Consider the following 18,377-nt stretch of genomic DNA (forward strand, 5'->3'; position numbering starts at 1 on the left):
CCCCCCTCAGCCGTCCTTGTAGTAGTAGCTGTAGCCGTTGATTGCCGGCGCGCCGCCGAGGTGCGCGTAGAGCACGCGGGTGCCCTCGGGGAAGAAGCCCTTGCGCGTCAGGTCGATCATGCCCTGCATCGACTTGCCCTCGTAGACCGGGTCAGTGATCATCGCCTCGGTGCGGGCGGCGAGGCGGATGGCATCGCTGGTTTCTTCCGAGGGGACGCCATAGGCCGGGTAGGCATAGTCGGGGTTGATCACGATCTCGTCCTCCCGGATCTGGCGGCCGAGGCCGACCAGTTCAGCCGTGTTGTCGACGATGGAGCGGACCTGTGCGCGGGTCTGCTCGAGCGTGCCGGAGGCGTCGATGCCGATAACCGTTTGGGCGCGGTCCTGCGCGGCGAAGCCGACGATCATGCCGCCTTGGGTCGAGCCTGTGACAACGCAGACCACGATGAAATCGAACTTGAAGCCCAGTTCCGCTTCCTGTGCAGCGACTTCCTCGGCAAACCCGACGTAGCCCAGCGCGCCGTACTTGTGGACCGAGGCGCCGGCGGGGATGGCGTAGGGCTTGCCGCCAGCGGCCTTGACGCTCTCGATCGCGTCTTCCCAGCTCTGGCGGATGCCGATGTCGAACCCTTCGTCCACGAGGCGGCTGTCCGCGCCCATCAGGCGGGTGAGCAGGATATTGCCGACGCGGTCGTAGACGGCGTCGTAGTGCGGCACCCACTTCTCCTGCACGACGACGCACTTCATGCCGAGCTTGGCAGCGGTGGCGGCGACCATGCGGGTGTGGTTCGATTGCACCCCGCCAATGGAAACCAGCGTGTCCGCGCCCGAGGCGATGGCATCGGGGACGATGTATTCGAGCTTGCGCAGCTTGTTGCCGCCGAAAGCGAGGCCGGAGTTGCAATCATCGCGCTTGGCCCAGATCTCGACCTTGCCGCCGAGCGCTTCGCTGAGGCGGGGGAGGCGCTCGATGGGGGTGGGGCCATACGTGAGCGGGTAGCGTTCGAACGGGGCGAGAAGGGACATGGCGGCTCCGCAATTGGGGTGATTCGCCGCTGAAGCTAGCCAAAACGCGGCGAAAGGTGCTTGCAAAGTCCGACCTGATAATGGGCCTTGAAGGCCTATTCCGGTTTCCGATTTCGTATTTTTTCCGCTAATGTCTGCATCCATGAAAGATTCTTCCCCAACGTTCGACCGCATCGATCGCAACTTGCTGCGCCTGCTTCAGGCCGATGGGCGCCGCTCCAATCAGGAACTGGCCGAGGCGGCGAACATCAGCCCGGCAACCTGCCACCGCCGCGTGGCGCGGCTGGTCGAGTGCGGGGCGATCAGCGGATTTCGCGCGGGCATCGATCCGGGCGTGGTGGGCCTCGGCACACTGGTCATGGTGGGCGTTGTGCTCGATCGCTCGACGCCCGAGAGCTTCGCCGCGTTCGAGGGCGCGGTCGTGGGGATGAAGGAAGTGCTCGACTGCAATCTGGTGGCGGGAGACTTCGACTATCTGCTCAAGATCCGCGTGCGCGACATTGCTGATTTCAATGCGCTCCATGGCCAGCGGCTGCTGACCCTGCCCGGCGTGCGGCAGACGCGGACCTTTTTCGTCATGAAGGAAGTGAAGGAAAACGCGCCGCTGGGATTCTAGATGGCGGCGCATTGCGCGCGGTGCCTTGCAGGCATAGTCTGCGCTGGCGACTTGGGATCGGGGGACTTGGTCATGCGCCTGTATCGGATGCTGGGACTGGCTTTGCTGGCGGGTGGGGCGGTGGCTGCCGCTGCGGCGACCACGCTGCATTCAGCGCCGCGAAACGATGCGGCAGCGCTCGCGATGCTCGATCCCTCGCGGCTGGCGGCCGCGGCCTGTGCCGAGCGGGCGCGGGCAAGCGAGCCGGTGCTCTTGCGGAGGCTGCGGCAAGCGGCGGCGCTGATGGGGCCGGTCGTGCCGGGCAAGTTTCCGCTCTATGGCGGCGTGCCGCGCTCGGCGCTGGAGCCTGGCGGGCTGACGCCGGAGGCAAGGCCCTGGTTCGATCAGGGCCTCGAGATGGCCTACAACTTCAACCATGCGGCAGCGGTCGCCTCGTTCCGCAAGGCGCAGGCGCTCGCGCCCGGATGCGCGCTGTGCTTCTGGGGCGAGGCGCTGGTGCAGGGCCCCAATATCAATGCGCCGATGGACGCCAAGGCGCTGGCGCCCACGCTGACAGCGTTGGCGAAGGCGCAGGCGCTCGCGCCGGGCGCCCCGGCGCTCGACCGGGCCTTGGTGGCGGCGCTGGCGGCGCGCTATTCGGCCGATCCCAAGGCCGACCGCGCCGCAATGGATGCCGCTTATGCCGATGCCATGCTGGCGCTGGCGGGCCAGATGCCGGCCAACGACGAACTGGCCGTGCTGGCCGCCGAAGCGGCGATGGACACCAGCCCGTGGAACTACTGGCAGCCCGGCCGCAGCGAACCACGCGCGCGGATCGACAAGGCGGTCGCGCTGGTCGAGGGCGTCCTGACGCGCCATCCCGGGCATCAGGAGGCGGCACATCTCTATATCCACATGATGGAAAACTACGTCGATCCTGCGCGGGCGGAGAAGGCGGCGGACGCACTGGCGCTGAGCGCGATGCCCGAGGCGGGGCACCTCGTCCACATGCCGGGGCACATCTACTACCGCATCGGGCGCTACAAGGATTCGATCCGCGCCAATATCGCGGCGGCGAAGTCGGACGAGGCCTATCTGGCGCGGGTGCCGGACGATGGGCTGTACCGCTATGGCTATTATCCGCACAACGTGCACTTCATCGTGACTTCGGCGCAGCAGGCGGGTGATCTCAACCTTGCCGTGGCGCAGGCGCGCAAGATGATGCGGATCATTCCCGAAGCCAAGGCAGTGGAACTGGGCTGGGTGCAAGCGGTGGTCGCGGCGCCCTCGTTTGCCTTTGCCCAAGGCGGAACCCCGGCGCAGATCCTCGCGCTGCCGAGGCCCGACGGGCGCCTGCCTTATGTGCTGGCGATGTGGCACTATGCGCGCGGGGTTGCCTTTGCGCGGCTCAGGCAGCCTGGCGCGGTGGACGCGGAACTCGCGGCGATGGACCGGCTTACGGCGGACCCGGGCATCAAGGTACTCGAGGGGCAGGGGACGCCGGGAACCGACCTCATCCATCTGGCGCAGCATGTCATGCGCGGACGGCTGGCCTTTGCGCGGGGCGATTATGCGGCGGCGGCGGAAGCCTACCGCAAGGCGCAGGCTATCGAGGGGACGATCCCCTATCAGGAGCCGCCCTATTGGTATTATCCGGTGGGTCAGTCGCTTGGCGCAGCACTGCTGGCGGCGGGCAAGGCGGCCGAGGCGCGCGATGCGTTCCATCAGGCGCTGCTGGTTGCACCCGGCAATGGCTGGGCGCTGTGGGGCCTTGCGAAAGCCGAGCGCGCGCTGGGCCACGACCTGGAGGCGCGGGCCGCCGAAGCGGCGCTTGGCCGCGCCTGGCTGGGTGACCGGCGGCTGCTGACGCTCGACCGGCTCTAGTTACATGAGGCCGAGCTTGCCGCCGCTTTCGGCATAGGCGCGGAAGGCTTCGAGGCGGGCGGGACTGGAGACGGCTCGGACCGGGGCTTCCTTGTCGCCAAGGCCCATGACGATGGCGGTGACCCTGGTAACCGGCGACCAGCCCCTGCCGGGCCGGCCGGTGCGCATGAAGGCGAGGAGACGGCGCTGCCATTGGCGGGAAACAGCGATGTCGGCGGGGGTGAAGCGGCGCGGTCCCAGGCCGAGATTGCCGAAGACGTAGGGTAGCTGCGAGGAGTGGAAGGCGCCCCATGGCTGGCCGCCCTTCGCTCGCGGATAGGCATGGTCGTAGAGGTAGGCGAAGACCATCTGGCGGGCGCTGCGGGTACGATCCTTCGACCAGAGAAGCAGGCCCGCCATGTAGCGGTCGCGCGCGATCAGGGCGTTTGAAGCTGCCGCCTCGGCGTCCGTCGTGTGCGGGTAGAGCGCGAGGAGGCGGTCGGCGAAAGTGCCGTAGCGCGCGTTGAGCGCGGCCCCGAGCTGGGCGGGGGTGCGGATCGTGGGGTCGATCATTTCGGCACTGTTGTAGCCGGAGACCAGCGGCACCGGGCTGGCGACAGGGCCGCTGGCGCGGGCGGGATCGAAGGGGACGATCTTGCCATCGACATTTGGCACGAAAAGCAGGCGCGGCGGGCCGCTGCCGGGGACATAGCGGGTGGTCTCGATCAGCGTTTCTGCGGAGACGGCGCGCAGGTCCGAGAGTGTGGCGGCCCCCAGCTTTGCAGCGAGGTCGGTGCCGATCTGTTCGTTGGTGGCGAGCGGCGGAATGTCGATCGCCATGCTGGCGCCGCTGAAGGCGACAGCCTTGGCGAAGAGGTCCTTGGCCAATGGCGAGATCATCAGATCCGCGACAGAAGCTGCGCCCGCACTTTCGCCCGATACGGTGACATTGGCGGCATCGCCGCCAAAGCGGGCGGCATTGGCCTTGATCCACTGCAACGCTGCGATCTGATCCAGGAGGCCATAGTTGCCCGAGGAGCCAAGCGCGCTTTCGGCGGTCAGCGCGGGGTGGGCCAGGAAGCCAAGGACGCCGACGCGGTAGTTGAGGGTGATCACCACGGCGCCTTGTGCGGCAAGTTTCGCTCCGTTGTAGATCGGCAGAGAGCCGCTACCGCCGCCAAAGCCGCCGCCATGGATGAAGACGAGAACCGGGAGCTTCCTGCCCGCGCCGCGCGGCTTCCACACGTTGAGCGTAAGGCAATCCTCGCTCATCGCACCGTCGGCCAGGAATTCGGCCGTATAAGGCCCCCATGCGGCGGGAACGCCCTGCTGGCAGGAAGGGCCGGTGTGCGAGCCATCGCGGACACCCTGCCACGGCGCGGCAGGCCGAGGTTCGCGCCAGCGGTTCGCGCCTGCCGGCGGGGCGGCATAGGGTATGCCGAGGAAGGCCTCTGCCCCGCCCTGCGCCGCGCCGCGCACTTCGCCGAGCGTGGTCGAAACGACGCTTTGCGCCTGCACGGCGGAAGGGAGTGCAAGAACGAGGGCAAGTGAGAGACGGGCGTACATGTCGGCGGGCTCCTCAAGGGGCAAGTTTAGAAAACTAGAAGAGAAATTCTATTTTGCAACTGACAACGCGGGATTTGACACGCGTGCCGTGCTGCTTATCCCTAGGCCCTCTTCAACCAAGGGGATTGGCGTGGGCGCAGTAGGGATCGCAGAGGCAGGTCAGGCAGGCGGCGTGGAGCTGAGCCGCACGCTCTTGCCGCGCCACGTTTCGATGATCGCGATCGGCGGGATCATCGGAGCGGGACTGTTCGTCGGCTCCTCGACCACGATTTCGCTGACCGGGCCCGCGGCGGTGATTTCCTACCTCATCGCGGGTATTCTCATCCTGCTCGTGATGCGCATGATCGCGGAAATGGCGATCGTGCTGGAAGGCGTGCGGACGTTTCCGGACTTTGCGCGCGCCGGCCTCGGGCATCTGGCGGGCTTCCTTTCGGGCTGGCTTTATTGGTATTTCTGGGTCGTGGTGGTGGCGGTTGAAGCGATTGCCGGGGCCAAGATCATTCATGGCTGGCTGCCGGGCGTGCCGGAATGGGCGATCGGCGGGGGGCTGACGGCGCTGATGACAGGGGTGAACCTCCTCTCGACGCGCAGCTACGGCGAGTTCGAGTTCTGGTTCTCCTCGATCAAGGTGGCCGCGATCATCGTGTTCAGCCTGATCTGCGGGCTCTGGGTGTTCGGGATCACCGCGCCGCAGGGCTTTTCCATCGGGAACCTTACCGCACACGGCGGCTTTGCGCCGCATGGCTGGGGGCCGGTGCTGGCGGGTGTCGCATCGACCATCTTCTCGCTTTGCGGTGCGGAGATCGCGACGATTGCCGCGGCGGAATCGCCCGATCCGGCCAAAGTGATCGCGCGGATGACCGTTTCGGTCGCGCTGCGCATCGTGATCTTCTACGTGCTTGCCATCGGCCTCATCGTCGCGGTGGTGCCATGGACGCAGATCGTGCCCGGCCATTCGCCCTTCGCCACGACGCTGGCGGCGATGCACATTCCCGGCGGCGAGACGATCATGAGCGCGGTGGTGCTGGTTGCGGTGCTTTCATGCCTCAACAGCGGCCTCTACGTGACGAGCCGTGCGCTGTTCGGCCTTGCGCGCTTTGGCGATGCGCCGGACTGGCTGGTGCACGTGAACGCACGAGGGGTGCCGGCGCGGGCGATCATTGCCGCGAGCCTGTTTGCCTACGGCGCGTTGGCGGCGCAGTGGCTTTCGCCGGGCGCCGTGTTCAGCTTCCTCGTCAACTCGTCCGGCGTGACGATGATCCTGCTCTACATGCTGGTCGGGATTGCGCAGCTGCGCGAGCGGACGCGGGCTGAGCGCGAGGCGCCGGAGCGGCTGACCCTGAAGATGTGGTTCCATCCTTTCGGCACGCTGGTTGCGCTGGCAGCGATGCTCAGCGTTCTGGTGTTCATGGGGCTGCAGCCAGATCTTGCCTCGCAGCTGTGGATGAGCCTGCTGGTGGCGGGGCTGTTTGCGGCGGCGTTCTGGCTGCTGCGGACGGGAAAGCGCGCCTGAGATGCCGCAGCTGATTACGGCGGAGGACGCGGCCGCGCTGGTAAAGTCCGGCATGTGGCTGGACTACGGCTTTGGCGCGACGCAGGCCGAGGCCTTCGACAAGGCGCTTGCCAGCCGGGTGCATGAACTGTCCGGCGTGAAAGTGCGCAACTGCCTGACGACCCGGCCGCGCGCGTTTCAGGAAGCCGATCCGGCAGGCACCCATATGCTGAGCGCGAGCTGGCATTTCAGCGGCTACGACCGGCGCCAGTTCGATGCGGGTCGCTGCGCTTATATCCCGCTGAACCTCGGCGAGTGGCCCGATCTCTATCGCCGGTTTGTGGAGCGGGTGGATATCGCGGTGTTCCAGGTCTGCCCGAAGGACGTGGACGGCAATTACAACTTCTCGATCTCTGCCTCCTATCTGCGTTCGCTGGTGGAGAAGGCGGATGTGGTGATCGTCGAGGTCAATCCGGCGCTGCCTTATTGCTTTGGGCCCGATAACGCGGTGCATGAAAGCGAGGTGGACTTCGTGATCGATCTACCCGCGCTTCCCGCCGCCGAACTGCCGGGCGCGGTATCGAGCGAGGTGGATCTGGCCATCGCGCGGCTGGTGGCAGCGGAAATCCGCGACGGGGACTGCCTGCAACTGGGGATCGGAGGGCTGCCCAATGCGGTGGGGCGCGCCATTGCCGAGGCCGGCGTCAGGGACCTTGGCGTCCACACCGAGATGATGGTCGAGGGCCTGGTCGAACTGGTGAAATCGGGCGCCGCAACGGGCGCGCGCAAACAGATCGACGTGGGCAAGGCGGTCTATGCCTTCGCCATCGGCACGGCGGACATCTACGCCGCGCTGGACCGCAATCCGGCCTTCGAGGCGCGGCAGGTGGATTATACCAACCTGCCAAGCTCGGTAGCGCGCAACGACAATGTCTTTTCGGTCAACAGCACCGGGCAGATGGACTTGCAGGGGCAGGCGGCATCGGAAGCCGACGGCTATCGGCATTTCAGCGGAACCGGCGGCCAGCTCGGCTTCGTGCGCGCGGCCTACGAATCGCAAGGCGGGCGCGGTTTCCTGTGCATGCCCTCGACTTACGAGAAGCACGGGGTGCGCAAGAGCCGGGTCGTGGCGGGCCTCGCGCCCGGCACGATCGTGACCGTGCCGCGCACCGATGTGATGCATGTCGCGACCGAGTACGGGATGGTGTGTCTGAAGGGCCTTGCCGTGCCCGAACGGGCCAACGCGATGATCTCCATCGCGCACCCGGATTTCCGCGAGGAGCTGGAGCGCGACGCTTACGCCAACGGGCTGATTCCCCGCGCGTATTTCTGAGGCTTGTCCGCTCCAAGTCGGGCTGGCAAGTACGTCCGCGCGATCCAGCAGCTCAGTCTTTCACCCCAGACCGCGGGAAATCGCGCGCCATCCGGCTTCGCCATGTCGTTTGCATGCGCGGGACACCGGGAATCCGGAAACCGGCCGGGTTGTGGCACTGCTGGCATACCGTGCCGAAGGTACCTTGGTGCACGTCGTCTTTCTTGTGGCAGTCGATGCAGCGGTTGCCGACTTTCACCGTGTTGACCGACTTCGGGTGACAGCCAACGCAGGTGACGCGCGCGTGCAGGCCGAGCAGCGGGAAGCCGGTCCTGGCATGATCGAACTTCGCGACCTTCCAGGTGGACTGGCTGTGGCAGCTTTCGCATTTGGGCCCGTCCGCACCCCGGTGGACATCGTCCTTCACGTGACAGCCTACGCATGGCACCGGCGCCGCGCTTGGCCGGGTGGTGCGGTCGTGGCAGCCTGTGCAAGCCACGCTGCGGTGGGCCCCGCGCAGCGGAAATGAGACCACGCGTTCATGGTTGAATGCAATGGCGCGCCAGTTGGTGGTGATGTGGCAGTCTGCGCAGCGGGTTCCGTCCGCGCCGCGGTGAACATCCTGTTTGAGGTGGCACGCCGCGCAGGCGGTCGAAACGCCGTGCCACTGCTCCTTCACATGGCAGCCGAGGCACGGCGTCGTGCGATGCGCACCCGTCAATGGATAGCGTGTGCGATCGTGATCGAACGGCAGCAGTTCGCGCCAGCGGTTGGTTGTGTGGCACGATTGGCACTGCGGCCCGAGGCGCCCCTTATGGATATCCTGCCGTGCATGGCACGCCGCGCATGCCTGCGGTGTTTCGCGAAACCGCACCAAGCCCGGATGGCACGCTGCGCATTTGGTGCGCACATGTCCGCCGGTCAGGCGATAGGCGGACTGGGTCTGGTGGTTGAAGGTCTTGATATCGAGCGGTGGCGCAAGGCGATGCGCAAGCCCCCGGTGCTCGGCATGGCATTCGCGGCATGCCGCCGTCCGAGCCTTGGGCGTGAGGCCATGAAACCGTGATCGGCTGGCCCGGTCGCGTGCAATGCCCTTGTGGCAGGCAAGGCACTGCACGGGCTGCGCGGCGCGCTTGAAGGACTGGTGGCAGGCCGTGCAACGGGCTTCGAGCCGGGCATGCCCGCGTGACAGGGGCCCTGGGCTCACCAGCCGCTCGATCACCGTTTCCGCATGCACGGTGCCTGCGCTGCCCAGCAAGGCCAGCGCCATTAGCAAGGCAAGGCGCCGCAGCCACCGCATCAGTAGGCGTGCGCCATATAGACGTGCACAATCACCGCCGGCACCAGCACCAGCGATGGCGGCACGTGCAGGTAGTGCCACGCCTCGGCCGGCGCGAGGAGCCAGCGGTTGCCGCTGCGCCGTGCCGGTCCCAGCAGATAGCGCGCAACGAGCCCGCTTGCGACCACCAGCAGGGTTGCCGCCAGTGCAAAGCTGCTGTTGATCGAACCCCATGCAAACCGCGCGTGGATCACCACGGCGACTGCACCGCTCAGACCCAGCAGGATATGCGCGTTGTACCAGCGCGACACCGGCACTCGTCCGGTCCGCGCACGTTTGCGCAGCGAGAAGCCCAGCACCATGAGCATCGCCAGTGCGCCGCCGAGACCCATGAGATAGCCCGGCCATGCCTGCGGATCGAGCGCGGGATCGGCCCTGTGCAGCCATCCCCAGCGCAATACCGCGAGCGCTGCGGCCGCCACCGCGAGATCGGCCAGCGGCGGGCGCAGGGCGCCAGCGGCAATGCGCAGCGGATCATCGCCACTGGTTTTCGCACTGGCGTCCATCAACCTCACTTTGCGAAAACGGCCGGGTGCCTGACAATTCCAGCGTCACCACAATTCGCTGGAGTTTCGATCATAAGTGTCATCTCCTGAAGATCAAACGCACTTGGCAGGAAGGCCGATCCGGTAAGCCTCGGGATGATCTCCACAGCCGCACTCCTGCCGATCTACGCGGTGCCGCTGGCCTTGGCAGTCGTGGGCTGGGCGATCCACCATACAATGCGCACCGCCCGCAATCGCGACATGCTCGCACACAACCGCGCTTCGGGCCTGGCCGAGCCTCCGGGCCTCCATCCCCGCATCGATCCGGCGCGCTGCATCGGCTGCGGTGCCTGCGTGCGGGCCTGCCCCGAAAGCGATGTTCTTGGCCTCGTCGGACGGACCGCGATGCTGATCGAACCCTGGGCCTGTGTCGGGCACGGGGTATGCCTTGATGCCTGCCCGGCAGCGGCTATCAGTCTGGTGTTCGGCACGGCCACGCGCGGGATCGAGGTGCCGGTGCTGGGCCCGGGCGGCGAGACCAGCATTCCCGGCATCCACATAGCCGGCGAACTTGGCGGACTGGGCCTGATTCGCAACGCCATCACCCAGGGGCGCGAGACCATCGACCACATCGCCGCCGCGCTGCGCCGCGAAGGCGCGCGGGCGGATGCGAATCTGCTGGATCTTGTGATCGTGGGCTGCGGCCCCGCCGGCATTGCGGCGAGCCTTGGGGCAAAGGCGCATGGCCTCAGCTTCGAGGCGATCGATCAGGCGACAATGGGAGGTTCGGTTGCCCACTACCCGCGCGGCAAGCTGGTCATGACAGCGCCCGCGCAGCTGCCCCTCATCGGCGAAGTGCAACTGGGTTCGGTTTCCAAGGAAGAACTGCTCCTGTTCTGGCAGGATGTCCTGCGCCGGACGGCGATCGCGCCCCGCTTCGAGGAGCATGTGCGCAGTGTCGAACCTGAGGGCGGCGGGTTCCTGGTGGTGTCGGACAAGGGACACTACCGCGCGCGCCGCGTCCTCCTCGCCATTGGGCGCGGCGGCACGCCCCGGCGTCTGGGCGTACCTGGCGAAGACCTGCCCAAGGTCGTCTACCGGCTCAGCGACCCGGGCCAATATGCCGGGCAAAGGGTCATGGTAATCGGCGGCGGCGATTCCGCGCTGGAGGCCGCTGCTACCCTGGCGGAGGTGCCCGGCACGACCGTCACGCTTGTCCACCGCGGCAGCGAATTTGGCAGTGCGCTGCGGGAGAACCGCGAAGCTGCCGAAGCGCTGAGCACGGCCGGGAGGATCACCCTCTACCGAGCGGCAAGGCCCTCCGCGATTCGCCCGGACCGGGTCGAGATCGTCGGTCCCGATGGCCCGGTGGCACTCGCGAACGACGCAGTTATTGCCTGTCTCGGCGGAACCATGCCCCATGAATGGCTGGCGCAGCTTGGCATTGCGGTTGAGACGCATCATGGCGTTCCGCTGGGGCAGGCCATTTAGCAGGTCAGCCCGCCATGCCCGGCACAGGCCCCCGTGCCGGAGCGCCTCAAGGGCTCGGGCCTCATTGTCGATGAGGCCTCGATGCCTACGTGCAACCCGAATGACTGCTTTTGTCAGATTGCGACATTGGCGCCGCCAAATGCGATCGTATGGCGCCGCTCGGCTGCTCCCACCTTTATGGGCAGCATATGCGCGGCAAGACCCGCCAGAGGAGCCGACTTACGCGGCGCTTCGGGTGGCCATCCAATTGGTCCGCTCATTCAAAAGGTGCCAATTCCCGTCGGCCCTACCAGGCGATTTCCGGGAAGACGCAAGGTCAGGTCTTGGCGCGTTCCATGATCCAGTCGGCAGTGACCTGAGGTTGCATAAGCGGAAACATATGCCCGCCTTCGATCATCTTGAGCTCAGCGCCCTTGATCGCGGCAACGGTCGGCTGGCCATGGACTGAAGGATCCAGCAGGAGATCGCCTCTCGCGAACATGATCCCGACTGGAAGGGAAAGCTCGCCATATCGTGCGGCAATGCCCGCCATCTCGCTCCGCGCCGCCTCGACATCGCCGCAAGCCGCCACGAACGCTTCGGGACGAAGGGTCAGTGCCGCGCCGCCCCGCGTTTCGAAATCGACAGGGAAGGGTTCGGGGCCGAAAACCTGGGCATTCGCCGCATCTGATCCAAGGCGCCCTGCTGGTGCCGCCAGCGTCCATGCCAGTGCTGTGCGGGCAATTGGCGAACTCAGGTCAAGCGCCTTGAACACTTGCGGGACGGCCTCGATGGGCTGGGTGAGCGGTGCGAGCAGAGCAAGGCCGCCAATCTTGCCGGGGTGGCCGAGCGCCATCGACAAGGCAACAGCTCCGCCGAGCGAATGGCCCACCACCACTGGCCGGTCCAGCCCAAGCTGGTCCATGAGCTCGACAATCATCGCCGCCTGCGTTGCAAGACCGCAATTGCCGTCACCTTGGTAGGTCGAATATCCCGATCCCGGCCGGTCGACCAGGATAAGCCGATGGTGCGGCGACAGAAGCTCACTCAAGGCATACGTGAAGTTGCGCAGCTGACCGCCAAGACCGTGTACCAGAACGATCGGCGCTCCTTCACCAATGGCGAGGTAGTGCAGCCGGCCACCCTTCACATCGGCGAATTGCCCATCGGGCGGTACCAGTTGTTCGGCACGCTTGCGGTTCCATGCCGTGAACGCAGCCAGCCCTGCGGTTGCGGCCAATACAGCGGCGCCGCTACCCATAATGGTCTTGAGAAACCTCGCCATTGATCCGCCATCCTTCCAAGTGCCGAGGCCAAGCTTCATCTCATGCCTATATCATTTCGGCAATTTCAGATCGCGACTCTTTGCGGGGTGGGTGCAACCGGTCGACGCAACGCTCTGGGCGAATTTTTCAGCTGGCGTTTGGTGCATGAAGGTTCTTCTCGGCCGGCTGTCAGACTCCACTGCAAGGCCGCGATATCCATGAAAAGCTAGAGTGCCAAACTATCCGGCAGCGCAGTGGCCCCTGCCAGATGGCGACGGGTAATCGAAAACTTCCTGAGCAAAAAGCTACCTGGAAAGCTACCTAGCGAGAATTGAACGAACGCCGTCCTGCATTTCCGGTTACATAAATATATGATATAATTATAAAAAATGGTGAGCCCTGCTGGGTTCGAACCAGCGACCTACTGATTAAAAGTCAGTTGCTCTACCGACTGAGCTAAGGGCCCACACGCAATCGGAATGCGGCTCACCTACGGATGGGGCGGGGCCGGGTCAAGCGGGCGTGGAGGTGGCGGATGGTGCAGGCGGTGCCGGGATCGCGCCAGTACGGGGCAACTGTGGCGGCGGGGCAGAGGACGAAGGCGCGTTGGCGGAAGCAGGGGTGAGGCACAGTGAGCGTCTTGCTGCACCAGGGGCCGCCGCTCCACAGGATAACATCGAGATCGAGCGTGCGTGCGCCCCAGCGCTGGCCGCGGCGCACCCGGCCGAATGCGGTCTCGATGCGCTGGAGCAGCGCGAGGAGCGCTGGCGGATCAAGCGGGCTCGCGATGCGTGCGGCGCCATTGGCGTAGCGGCGGCGGGAGGGGCCGACCGGGGCGCTGGTGATGATGGGCGAGGCGGCCTCAAGGGCCAGCCCTGCAGCGGCCATAGCGGCCAGTGCGGCGCGCAATACCTTGGGCGGCGGGCCATGGCGCGGGTGGCGCTGGTTTGAGCCCAGGGCGATCAGGTAGCGCCATGGGCCGGCCGGATCAGATATCCTCGGCAAGGCGGGTGTAAAGCTGGGGGCGGCGATCGCGGAAGAAGCCCATGCCGGCGCGCTGGCGCGCAGTCTGGGCGAGATCGAGCGTGGCGACGAGGACGCCGGTTTCGTCCGCACCGTATGCGGCGAGGAAATCGCCCCACTGGTCGGCGATGAAGCTGTGCCCGTAGAAGCGCTGGGGTGGTGTGCCCTGAACACTTTCGCTGCCGATCCGGTTGGCCGCGATCACCGGCACGCAGTTTGATACCGCGTGGCCCACCATCGCGCGGCGCCAGACGCGGCTGGTATCGAGGGTGGGATCATAGGGCTCGCTGCCAATCGCGGTGGGATAAAACAGCACCTCGGCACCCATCAGCGCCATGGCGCGTGCGCATTCCGGGTACCACTGATCCCAGCATACGCCGACGCCGATTCGGGTGCCGAAGACATCCCAAACCCTGAAGCCGGTGTTGCCGGGCCGGAAATAGTACTTCTCCTCATAGCCCGGGCCGTCGGGGATATGGCTCTTGCGGTAGGTGCCCAAGATTGCGCCATCGGGGCCGATCATCGCCAGCGTGTTGTAGTAGTGATGCCCGTCGCGTTCGAAGAAGCTGGTGGGGATGGCGATCTTTAGGCCGCGGGCCAGCGCCTGCATCGCCTTGACCGAGGGATCCTCGCCAAGCGGGTGTGCCAGCGCGAACTGGGCCTCGTCCTCGACCGTGCAGAAATAGGGGCCGGCGAACAGCTCGGGCGGCAGCACGACTTGCGCCCCCGCACGCGCGGCCTCTTCGACAAGCGCGCTGACGGCGGCGATATTGGTCTGCGCATCGGGCGCGTGCAGCGCCAATTGCAGGGCGGCAACGGTGAGCTGGGTCATGCTCCGGCACTTGGGGACTCGGCGCGGGATTGTCAAAGCCATCGTGGCGCAGCGGGTGCTTCCGGACAGCAGCAGAGGGTGCCGGGGACGGTGAACAGTGCGTTCAATGCGATGAAAAATTATCCATCCCGCCCGAGAGGACAATCCGCGCTTACCGGTCAGAGCCACTCATCTTCGGTAACTATGCCGAGATTATCCACCTATTGCCGCGTATATATCAATTTAAAAATCGATATTATCGCAAAATTTATATTTTAATGGCGCTAGAATGAGAGAAAATATTGCTTAATAGGTCAGATAAATTTATACTTTAATTCAAATATTTCCTTCATTTTGGCATTTTAATCAGCGCAGGCGCAGACCTACGCTGGCGTTTTCAGCCGTGCCAGCGTGCAGCGCCGCAGCGGCGTGACGGCGGGCGGCACCAACATCGATACGGTCGACGCCTCGGTGCTGACACGCGGCGCTCTCACGCACCCTTCTGGTCGAGCTCGTCATTCAGCCGCAGGGACGTGCGCCAGAAGAAGTAGGCGGGCACGAATCCGATCAGTGCGGCGCCGTAGAGCACCCAGCGCACGCTCTCGCCGGCCGCGACCGGCTTGATCCAGTCGGACAGCATTCCGAAGAACAAGGGCCCCAGGCCCAGCCCGATCAGGTTCTGGCTGAACAGCAGGACCGCGCTCGCCATCGCCCGCGCCTCGGGCTTGACGAGGCCCTGCGCGCTGGAAAAGCAGGGGCCGTAGTAGAGCGAATTGAGCATTGTCGGGATCATCAGGAGCGCCAGAGCCCAGCGCCAGTCGGTCATGAAATAGGCCGCGATGGACAAGGGCGCCGCCAGGGCAAAACCGACCGCAGGTGCGGTCATCACGTGGCGCCGGTTGATCTTGCCGAAACGGTCGGCGAGCCAGCCGCCCGCCAGCGTGCCGGCAATCGCGGCGAGGCCGCCCCAGAGGCCGAACCAGAACCCGGTCTCGCCTGCCGTGAGGCCGTGCGTGCGCTGGAAGAAGATCGTCGTCCATGTCGCCTTGCCATAGCTGAGGAAGGCCGCCGAGGATCCCGCGGCGAGCAGCAACACGTAGGCCCGCGAGGTCAGGATTTCCGCCAGCGCCTCGCGGTTCGAGAGGGCCTGGCGCGGCGCGGCGGCGCTTGCGGCGCGCAGGGCCTCGCCCGCGCGGCGCGGATCGCGCAGCAAGAGGACGACCGCGCCTGCCAGAACGATGCCGGGCAAGCCAACCACCAGAAACGCCGTCCGCCAGCCATAAGCATCGGCCAGCAGCCCGCCGATCAGCATGCCGAGCAGCGTGCCGACCGGTATGCCCAGCGCATAGAAGGCCATCGCGGACGCGCGCTTTTCGGGCGGCGCCAGATCGGCAATCAGCGAATGAGCGGCGGGCGTGCACCCCGCCTCGCCCACGCCGACCCCGATGCGGGCGAGGAGCAACTGGACAAAGCTCTGCGCCTGCCCGCACAGCGCCGTCATCCCGGACCAGATGACCAGCGCGCCGGCAATCAGCCCGACGCGGTTGGTCGTCGGCCGATCCGCATAGCGCGCGATGGGAATGCCGAGGCAGGTGTAGAACGCGGCAAACGCGATGCCGGTCATCAGGCCGATCTGGGTGTCGCTGAGGCCAAGATCGCGGCGGATCGGTTCGGCGAGGATGTTGACGATCTGGCGATCGAGGAAATTGAATATGTAGACGACGAGCAGGACCGCGAGGACTAGGCGCAGCGATTGGGGTTTTGAGGCGGGCACTGCCGGTTCTTTCATCCTCTTCCTTTCACGGACTTGTGCCCGGTATTACCCCTCCGTCAGCCCTTCGGGCTGCCACCTCCCCATTTGTGCTTCGCAAAAATGGGGAGGACCTTCACGCCCCCGCCTTCACCGCATACTCCCAGGCCATATCCGCCAGCGGCCCCACGCGGTCGGACATCGTCTTGGCGTGGGCGCTGCTGGCGGTGCCGTCGAGGTAGCGCTTCTTGATGCCCTGGATGATGCCGGCGAGGCGGAAGTAGTTGTAGGCGAGGTACCACTCCATGCCGGCGATGCCGTCGCGCTGGGTCTTCTCGCAGTAGCGGGCGATCACTTCATCGAGTTCAGGGATGCCGAGAGCCTTGCGGTCGAGGTCCATGACGCCGCTGCGGCCGCCGTTTTCGGTGGACCAGGCCATGGCGAAGTAGGTGAAATCGGCCAGGGGATCGCCGAGGGTGGAGAGTTCCCAGTCTAGCACCGCAAGGGGCTTGGGTGCGCCGTGGGCGAAGATCATGTTGTCGATGCGGTAGTCGCCGTGGACGACGCTAACGCGGGTCTGTTCCGGCAGGGTGCGCGGGAGCCATTCGATCAGGCGCTCCATTGTCTCCATGTGCTCGGTCTCGGAGAGGCGGTACTGCTTGGTCCAGCGGTCGACCTGACGGCCGAAGTAGTTGCCGGGCTTGCCGAATTCGCCGAGGCCGACGGCATCTACGTCCACCGCGTGGAGCTGTGCCAGCGTATCGACCATGGCGAAGTAGGTGGCGCGGCGGTCCTCGGGCGTAGCGCCGGGCATGGCGCCGTCCCAGATGGTGCGGCCATCGACGCAGCCCATGACGTAGAACCAGCTGCCGGCGACCTCGTCATCGGTGCATAGGCCATATTGCGGGGCGACGGGGAAACCGGTGGGGGCAAGCGCGGCCTGCACCTTGTATTCCCGGTCCACCGCGTGGGCGCTGGGGAGGAGCTTGCCGAAGGGCTTGCGGCGCAGCACGTAAGGGCCGGAGGGCGCGTCGATCTTGTAGGTGGGGTTCGACTGGCCGCCCTTGAACTTCGATACTGTCAGCGGGCTTTGAAAGCCCGCGACATTGGCCTCGAACCAGGCGGAGAGCTTGGCCTCGTCGAGCTTGTCCGCGCCTTCGGGGGCGACGGTGCCGGTGAAGGCGGCCTGTGCGTCGATGGGGGCGTCGGTCATGCCGTCCTCACGAATCGAAGACGATGACCGAGCGGGCGGAGTGGCCCGCTTTCATCTTCTCGAAGCCTTCGTTGATGCTTTCGAGCGGGATGCGCTCGGCAATGATGCTGTCGAGATCGAGCAGACCGCGCATGTAGAAATCGACGAGGCGGGGGAGATCGACCGGGAAGTGGTTGCCGCCCATGATCGCGCCCTGCAGCTTCTTGCCCGAAAGCAGGTCGATGGCCGAGAGGCCGACCTTGTGGGCGAGCGGCATCATGCCGAGGATCGTGGCGGTGCCGCCGCGGCGCAGCGAGGCAACCGCGAGATCGCCCGAGGCGGGGCGGCCGACGGCTTCGATGGCGTGGTGGACGCCGCCCTTGGTCATTTCCAGGATCTGCTTGGCGGCATCGGGATCGAGTGCATCGATGACGTCGGTCGCGCCGAGCTTGATCGCGAGTTCGCGCTTTTCGGGCATCGGGTCAGCGGCGATGATGCGGCCCGCGCCGGCAATCTTGGCGGCGTTGATCGTGGCGAGGCCGACACCGCCGCAGCCGATCACCGCGACGGTTTCGCCGGGCGTGACCTTGCACGCGTTGAAGATCGTGCCCGCGCCGGTGGTGACGGCGCAGCCGATGACGGCGGCGCGGTCGAGCGGCATTTCTGGGTCGATCGCGACGCAGGCGTGTTCGTGGATCAGCATCATTTCGGCGAAGGCCGAAAGATTGAGCATCTGGTTGACGACGCTGCCGTCGCTTGAACGCGTGAGGCGCGGCGCCTCACCGGGGCGGCGGCGGGTATCGCCGCCGAGGCAGAGCGACATGCGCCCCGTGACGCAGAATTCGCAGTGACCACAGAAGGCCGAAAGGCAGGTGACGACGGCGTCACCCTTCTTGACCGTGCGGACTTCGCTGCCGACTTCCTCGACGATGCCAGCGGCCTCGTGCCCGGCGACGCAGGGCATCGGGTGCGGGTAGGCGCCATCGATGAAGTGCAGGTCCGAATGGCACAGGCCGCAGGCGGCGGTGCGGATCAGGACTTCGTGCGGACCAGGCTTGGCGACGGTGAGCTGGTCGATGACGAGCGGGGTGCCGGCGGCTTCGAGGATGGCGGCTTTCATGGGGGGCTACCTTGAGGAGTTCCCCTCCCGCTTGCGGGAGGGGTTAGGGGTGGGTACTTGAGGGGGTG

15 protein-coding genes and 1 tRNA gene are annotated in these 18,377 nt (G+C 66.0%); 5 read left to right on the top strand and 11 right to left on the bottom strand.

Annotated features, from left to right (window positions below; genetic code table 11):
• Window positions 1-6 precede the first annotated feature (6 nt).
• A complete protein-coding gene (locus tag WCL10_RS10730) occupies window positions 7-1,026 on the bottom strand; it encodes a 1-aminocyclopropane-1-carboxylate deaminase (RefSeq protein ID WP_336895634.1) in 1,020 nt (339 codons plus the stop codon).
• Between the two features lie 142 nt (window positions 1,027-1,168).
• Between WCL10_RS10730 and WCL10_RS10735 the strand changes: the two genes are divergently transcribed.
• A complete protein-coding gene (locus tag WCL10_RS10735; protein WP_336895635.1) occupies window positions 1,169-1,642 on the top strand; it encodes an Lrp/AsnC ligand binding domain-containing protein in 474 nt (157 codons plus the stop codon).
• Between the two features lie 72 nt (window positions 1,643-1,714).
• Entirely contained in the window at window positions 1,715-3,505 is a 1,791-nt protein-coding gene (locus tag WCL10_RS10740; protein WP_336895636.1) for a hypothetical protein, read from the top strand.
• Here the strand turns inward: WCL10_RS10740 and WCL10_RS10745 are convergent, their stop codons facing one another.
• Window positions 3,506-5,050 carry a carboxylesterase family protein gene (locus tag WCL10_RS10745; protein ID WP_336895637.1) on the bottom strand — a complete coding sequence of 515 codons (1,545 nt, stop codon included), beginning with the start codon at window positions 5,048-5,050 and terminating at the stop codon, window positions 3,506-3,508.
• Between the two features lie 130 nt (window positions 5,051-5,180).
• Between WCL10_RS10745 and WCL10_RS10750 the strand changes: the two genes are divergently transcribed.
• Window positions 5,181-6,563, top strand: coding sequence for an amino acid permease (locus WCL10_RS10750; RefSeq protein ID WP_336895638.1), 1,383 nt, complete (start codon window positions 5,181-5,183; stop codon window positions 6,561-6,563).
• Window position 6,564: 1 nt separating this feature from the next.
• Window positions 6,565-7,875, top strand: coding sequence for an acetyl-CoA hydrolase/transferase C-terminal domain-containing protein (locus WCL10_RS10755; protein ID WP_336895639.1), 1,311 nt, complete (start codon window positions 6,565-6,567; stop codon window positions 7,873-7,875).
• A gap of 52 nt (window positions 7,876-7,927) precedes the next feature.
• Here WCL10_RS10755 and WCL10_RS10760 read toward each other — a convergent pair whose 3' ends face one another.
• Together WCL10_RS10760 and WCL10_RS10765 are read right to left on the bottom strand one after the other, a co-directional pair.
• Window positions 7,928-9,124, bottom strand: a complete 1,197-nt coding sequence (locus WCL10_RS10760) for a cytochrome c3 family protein (protein ID WP_336895640.1) — start codon at window positions 9,122-9,124, stop codon at window positions 7,928-7,930.
• A gap of 29 nt (window positions 9,125-9,153) precedes the next feature.
• Window positions 9,154-9,699 carry a pyridine nucleotide-disulfide oxidoreductase gene (locus WCL10_RS10765; RefSeq protein WP_336895641.1) on the bottom strand — a complete coding sequence of 182 codons (546 nt, stop codon included), beginning with the start codon at window positions 9,697-9,699 and terminating at the stop codon, window positions 9,154-9,156.
• 135 nt (window positions 9,700-9,834) lie between these two features.
• On the opposite strand from WCL10_RS10765, the gene WCL10_RS10770 reads away from it, so the two are divergent.
• Window positions 9,835-11,169, top strand: coding sequence for an NAD(P)-binding domain-containing protein (locus tag WCL10_RS10770; RefSeq protein ID WP_336895642.1), 1,335 nt, complete (start codon window positions 9,835-9,837; stop codon window positions 11,167-11,169).
• A gap of 316 nt (window positions 11,170-11,485) precedes the next feature.
• Here the strand turns inward: WCL10_RS10770 and WCL10_RS10775 are convergent, their stop codons facing one another.
• The 7 genes from WCL10_RS10775 to WCL10_RS10805 all read right to left on the bottom strand — a co-directional run bounded on the left by WCL10_RS10775 (window position 11,486) and on the right by WCL10_RS10805 (window position 18,309).
• Window positions 11,486-12,433, bottom strand: coding sequence for an alpha/beta fold hydrolase (locus tag WCL10_RS10775; protein WP_336895643.1), 948 nt, complete (start codon window positions 12,431-12,433; stop codon window positions 11,486-11,488).
• 370 nt (window positions 12,434-12,803) lie between these two features.
• Window positions 12,804-12,879 (bottom strand) — tRNA-Lys (locus WCL10_RS10780).
• Window positions 12,880-12,899: 20 nt separating this feature from the next.
• On the bottom strand, window positions 12,900-13,418 hold the full coding sequence (gene folK, locus WCL10_RS10785) for a 2-amino-4-hydroxy-6-hydroxymethyldihydropteridine diphosphokinase (protein WP_336895644.1): 519 nt from the start codon (window positions 13,416-13,418) through the stop codon (window positions 12,900-12,902).
• Window positions 13,402-14,268 carry an N-carbamoylputrescine amidase gene (aguB, locus tag WCL10_RS10790; RefSeq protein WP_336895645.1) on the bottom strand — a complete coding sequence of 289 codons (867 nt, stop codon included), beginning with the start codon at window positions 14,266-14,268 and terminating at the stop codon, window positions 13,402-13,404. Before aguB ends, folK begins: the two co-directional genes overlap by 17 nt.
• 469 nt (window positions 14,269-14,737) lie before the next feature.
• Entirely contained in the window at window positions 14,738-16,036 is a 1,299-nt protein-coding gene (locus WCL10_RS10795; protein ID WP_336895646.1) for an MFS transporter, read from the bottom strand.
• 97 nt (window positions 16,037-16,133) lie between these two features.
• Window positions 16,134-17,210, bottom strand: a complete 1,077-nt coding sequence (locus WCL10_RS10800; RefSeq protein ID WP_336895647.1) for a phosphotransferase family protein — start codon at window positions 17,208-17,210, stop codon at window positions 16,134-16,136.
• A gap of 7 nt (window positions 17,211-17,217) precedes the next feature.
• The gene (locus WCL10_RS10805; protein WP_336895648.1) at window positions 17,218-18,309 is read right to left on the bottom strand and encodes a Zn-dependent alcohol dehydrogenase; all 1,092 of its coding nucleotides are present in this window, start codon (window positions 18,307-18,309) and stop codon (window positions 17,218-17,220) included.
• Between the last annotated feature and the right edge of the window lie 68 nt (window positions 18,310-18,377).

Source organism: Novosphingobium sp., from assembly GCF_037133355.1.
In the GTDB taxonomy this organism is placed as follows: Bacteria; Pseudomonadota; Alphaproteobacteria; order Sphingomonadales; family Sphingomonadaceae; genus Novosphingobium.

Excerpts from the sequence above, each read along its gene's own strand:
- WCL10_RS10740 (WP_336895636.1), top strand. The coding sequence starts at position 1,715 with ATGCGCCTGTATCGGATGCTGGGACTGGCTTTGCTGGCGGGTGGGGCG.
- WCL10_RS10745 (WP_336895637.1), bottom strand. The coding sequence starts at position 5,050 with ATGTACGCCCGTCTCTCACTTGCCCTCGTTCTTGCACTCCCTTCCGCC.
- WCL10_RS10805 (WP_336895648.1), bottom strand. The coding sequence starts at position 18,309 with ATGAAAGCCGCCATCCTCGAAGCCGCCGGCACCCCGCTCGTCATCGAC.
- WCL10_RS10765 (WP_336895641.1), bottom strand. The coding sequence starts at position 9,699 with ATGGACGCCAGTGCGAAAACCAGTGGCGATGATCCGCTGCGCATTGCC.
- aguB (WP_336895645.1), bottom strand. The coding sequence starts at position 14,268 with ATGACCCAGCTCACCGTTGCCGCCCTGCAATTGGCGCTGCACGCGCCC.
- WCL10_RS10800 (WP_336895647.1), bottom strand. The coding sequence starts at position 17,210 with ATGACCGACGCCCCCATCGACGCACAGGCCGCCTTCACCGGCACCGTC.
- WCL10_RS10775 (WP_336895643.1), bottom strand. The coding sequence starts at position 12,433 with ATGGCGAGGTTTCTCAAGACCATTATGGGTAGCGGCGCCGCTGTATTG.
- WCL10_RS10755 (WP_336895639.1), top strand. The coding sequence starts at position 6,565 with ATGCCGCAGCTGATTACGGCGGAGGACGCGGCCGCGCTGGTAAAGTCC.
- WCL10_RS10735 (WP_336895635.1), top strand. The coding sequence starts at position 1,169 with ATGAAAGATTCTTCCCCAACGTTCGACCGCATCGATCGCAACTTGCTG.
- WCL10_RS10760 (WP_336895640.1), bottom strand. The coding sequence starts at position 9,124 with ATGGCGCTGGCCTTGCTGGGCAGCGCAGGCACCGTGCATGCGGAAACG.
- WCL10_RS10795 (WP_336895646.1), bottom strand. The coding sequence starts at position 16,036 with ATGAAAGAACCGGCAGTGCCCGCCTCAAAACCCCAATCGCTGCGCCTA.
- WCL10_RS10730 (WP_336895634.1), bottom strand. The coding sequence starts at position 1,026 with ATGTCCCTTCTCGCCCCGTTCGAACGCTACCCGCTCACGTATGGCCCC.
- WCL10_RS10770 (WP_336895642.1), top strand. The coding sequence starts at position 9,835 with ATGATCTCCACAGCCGCACTCCTGCCGATCTACGCGGTGCCGCTGGCC.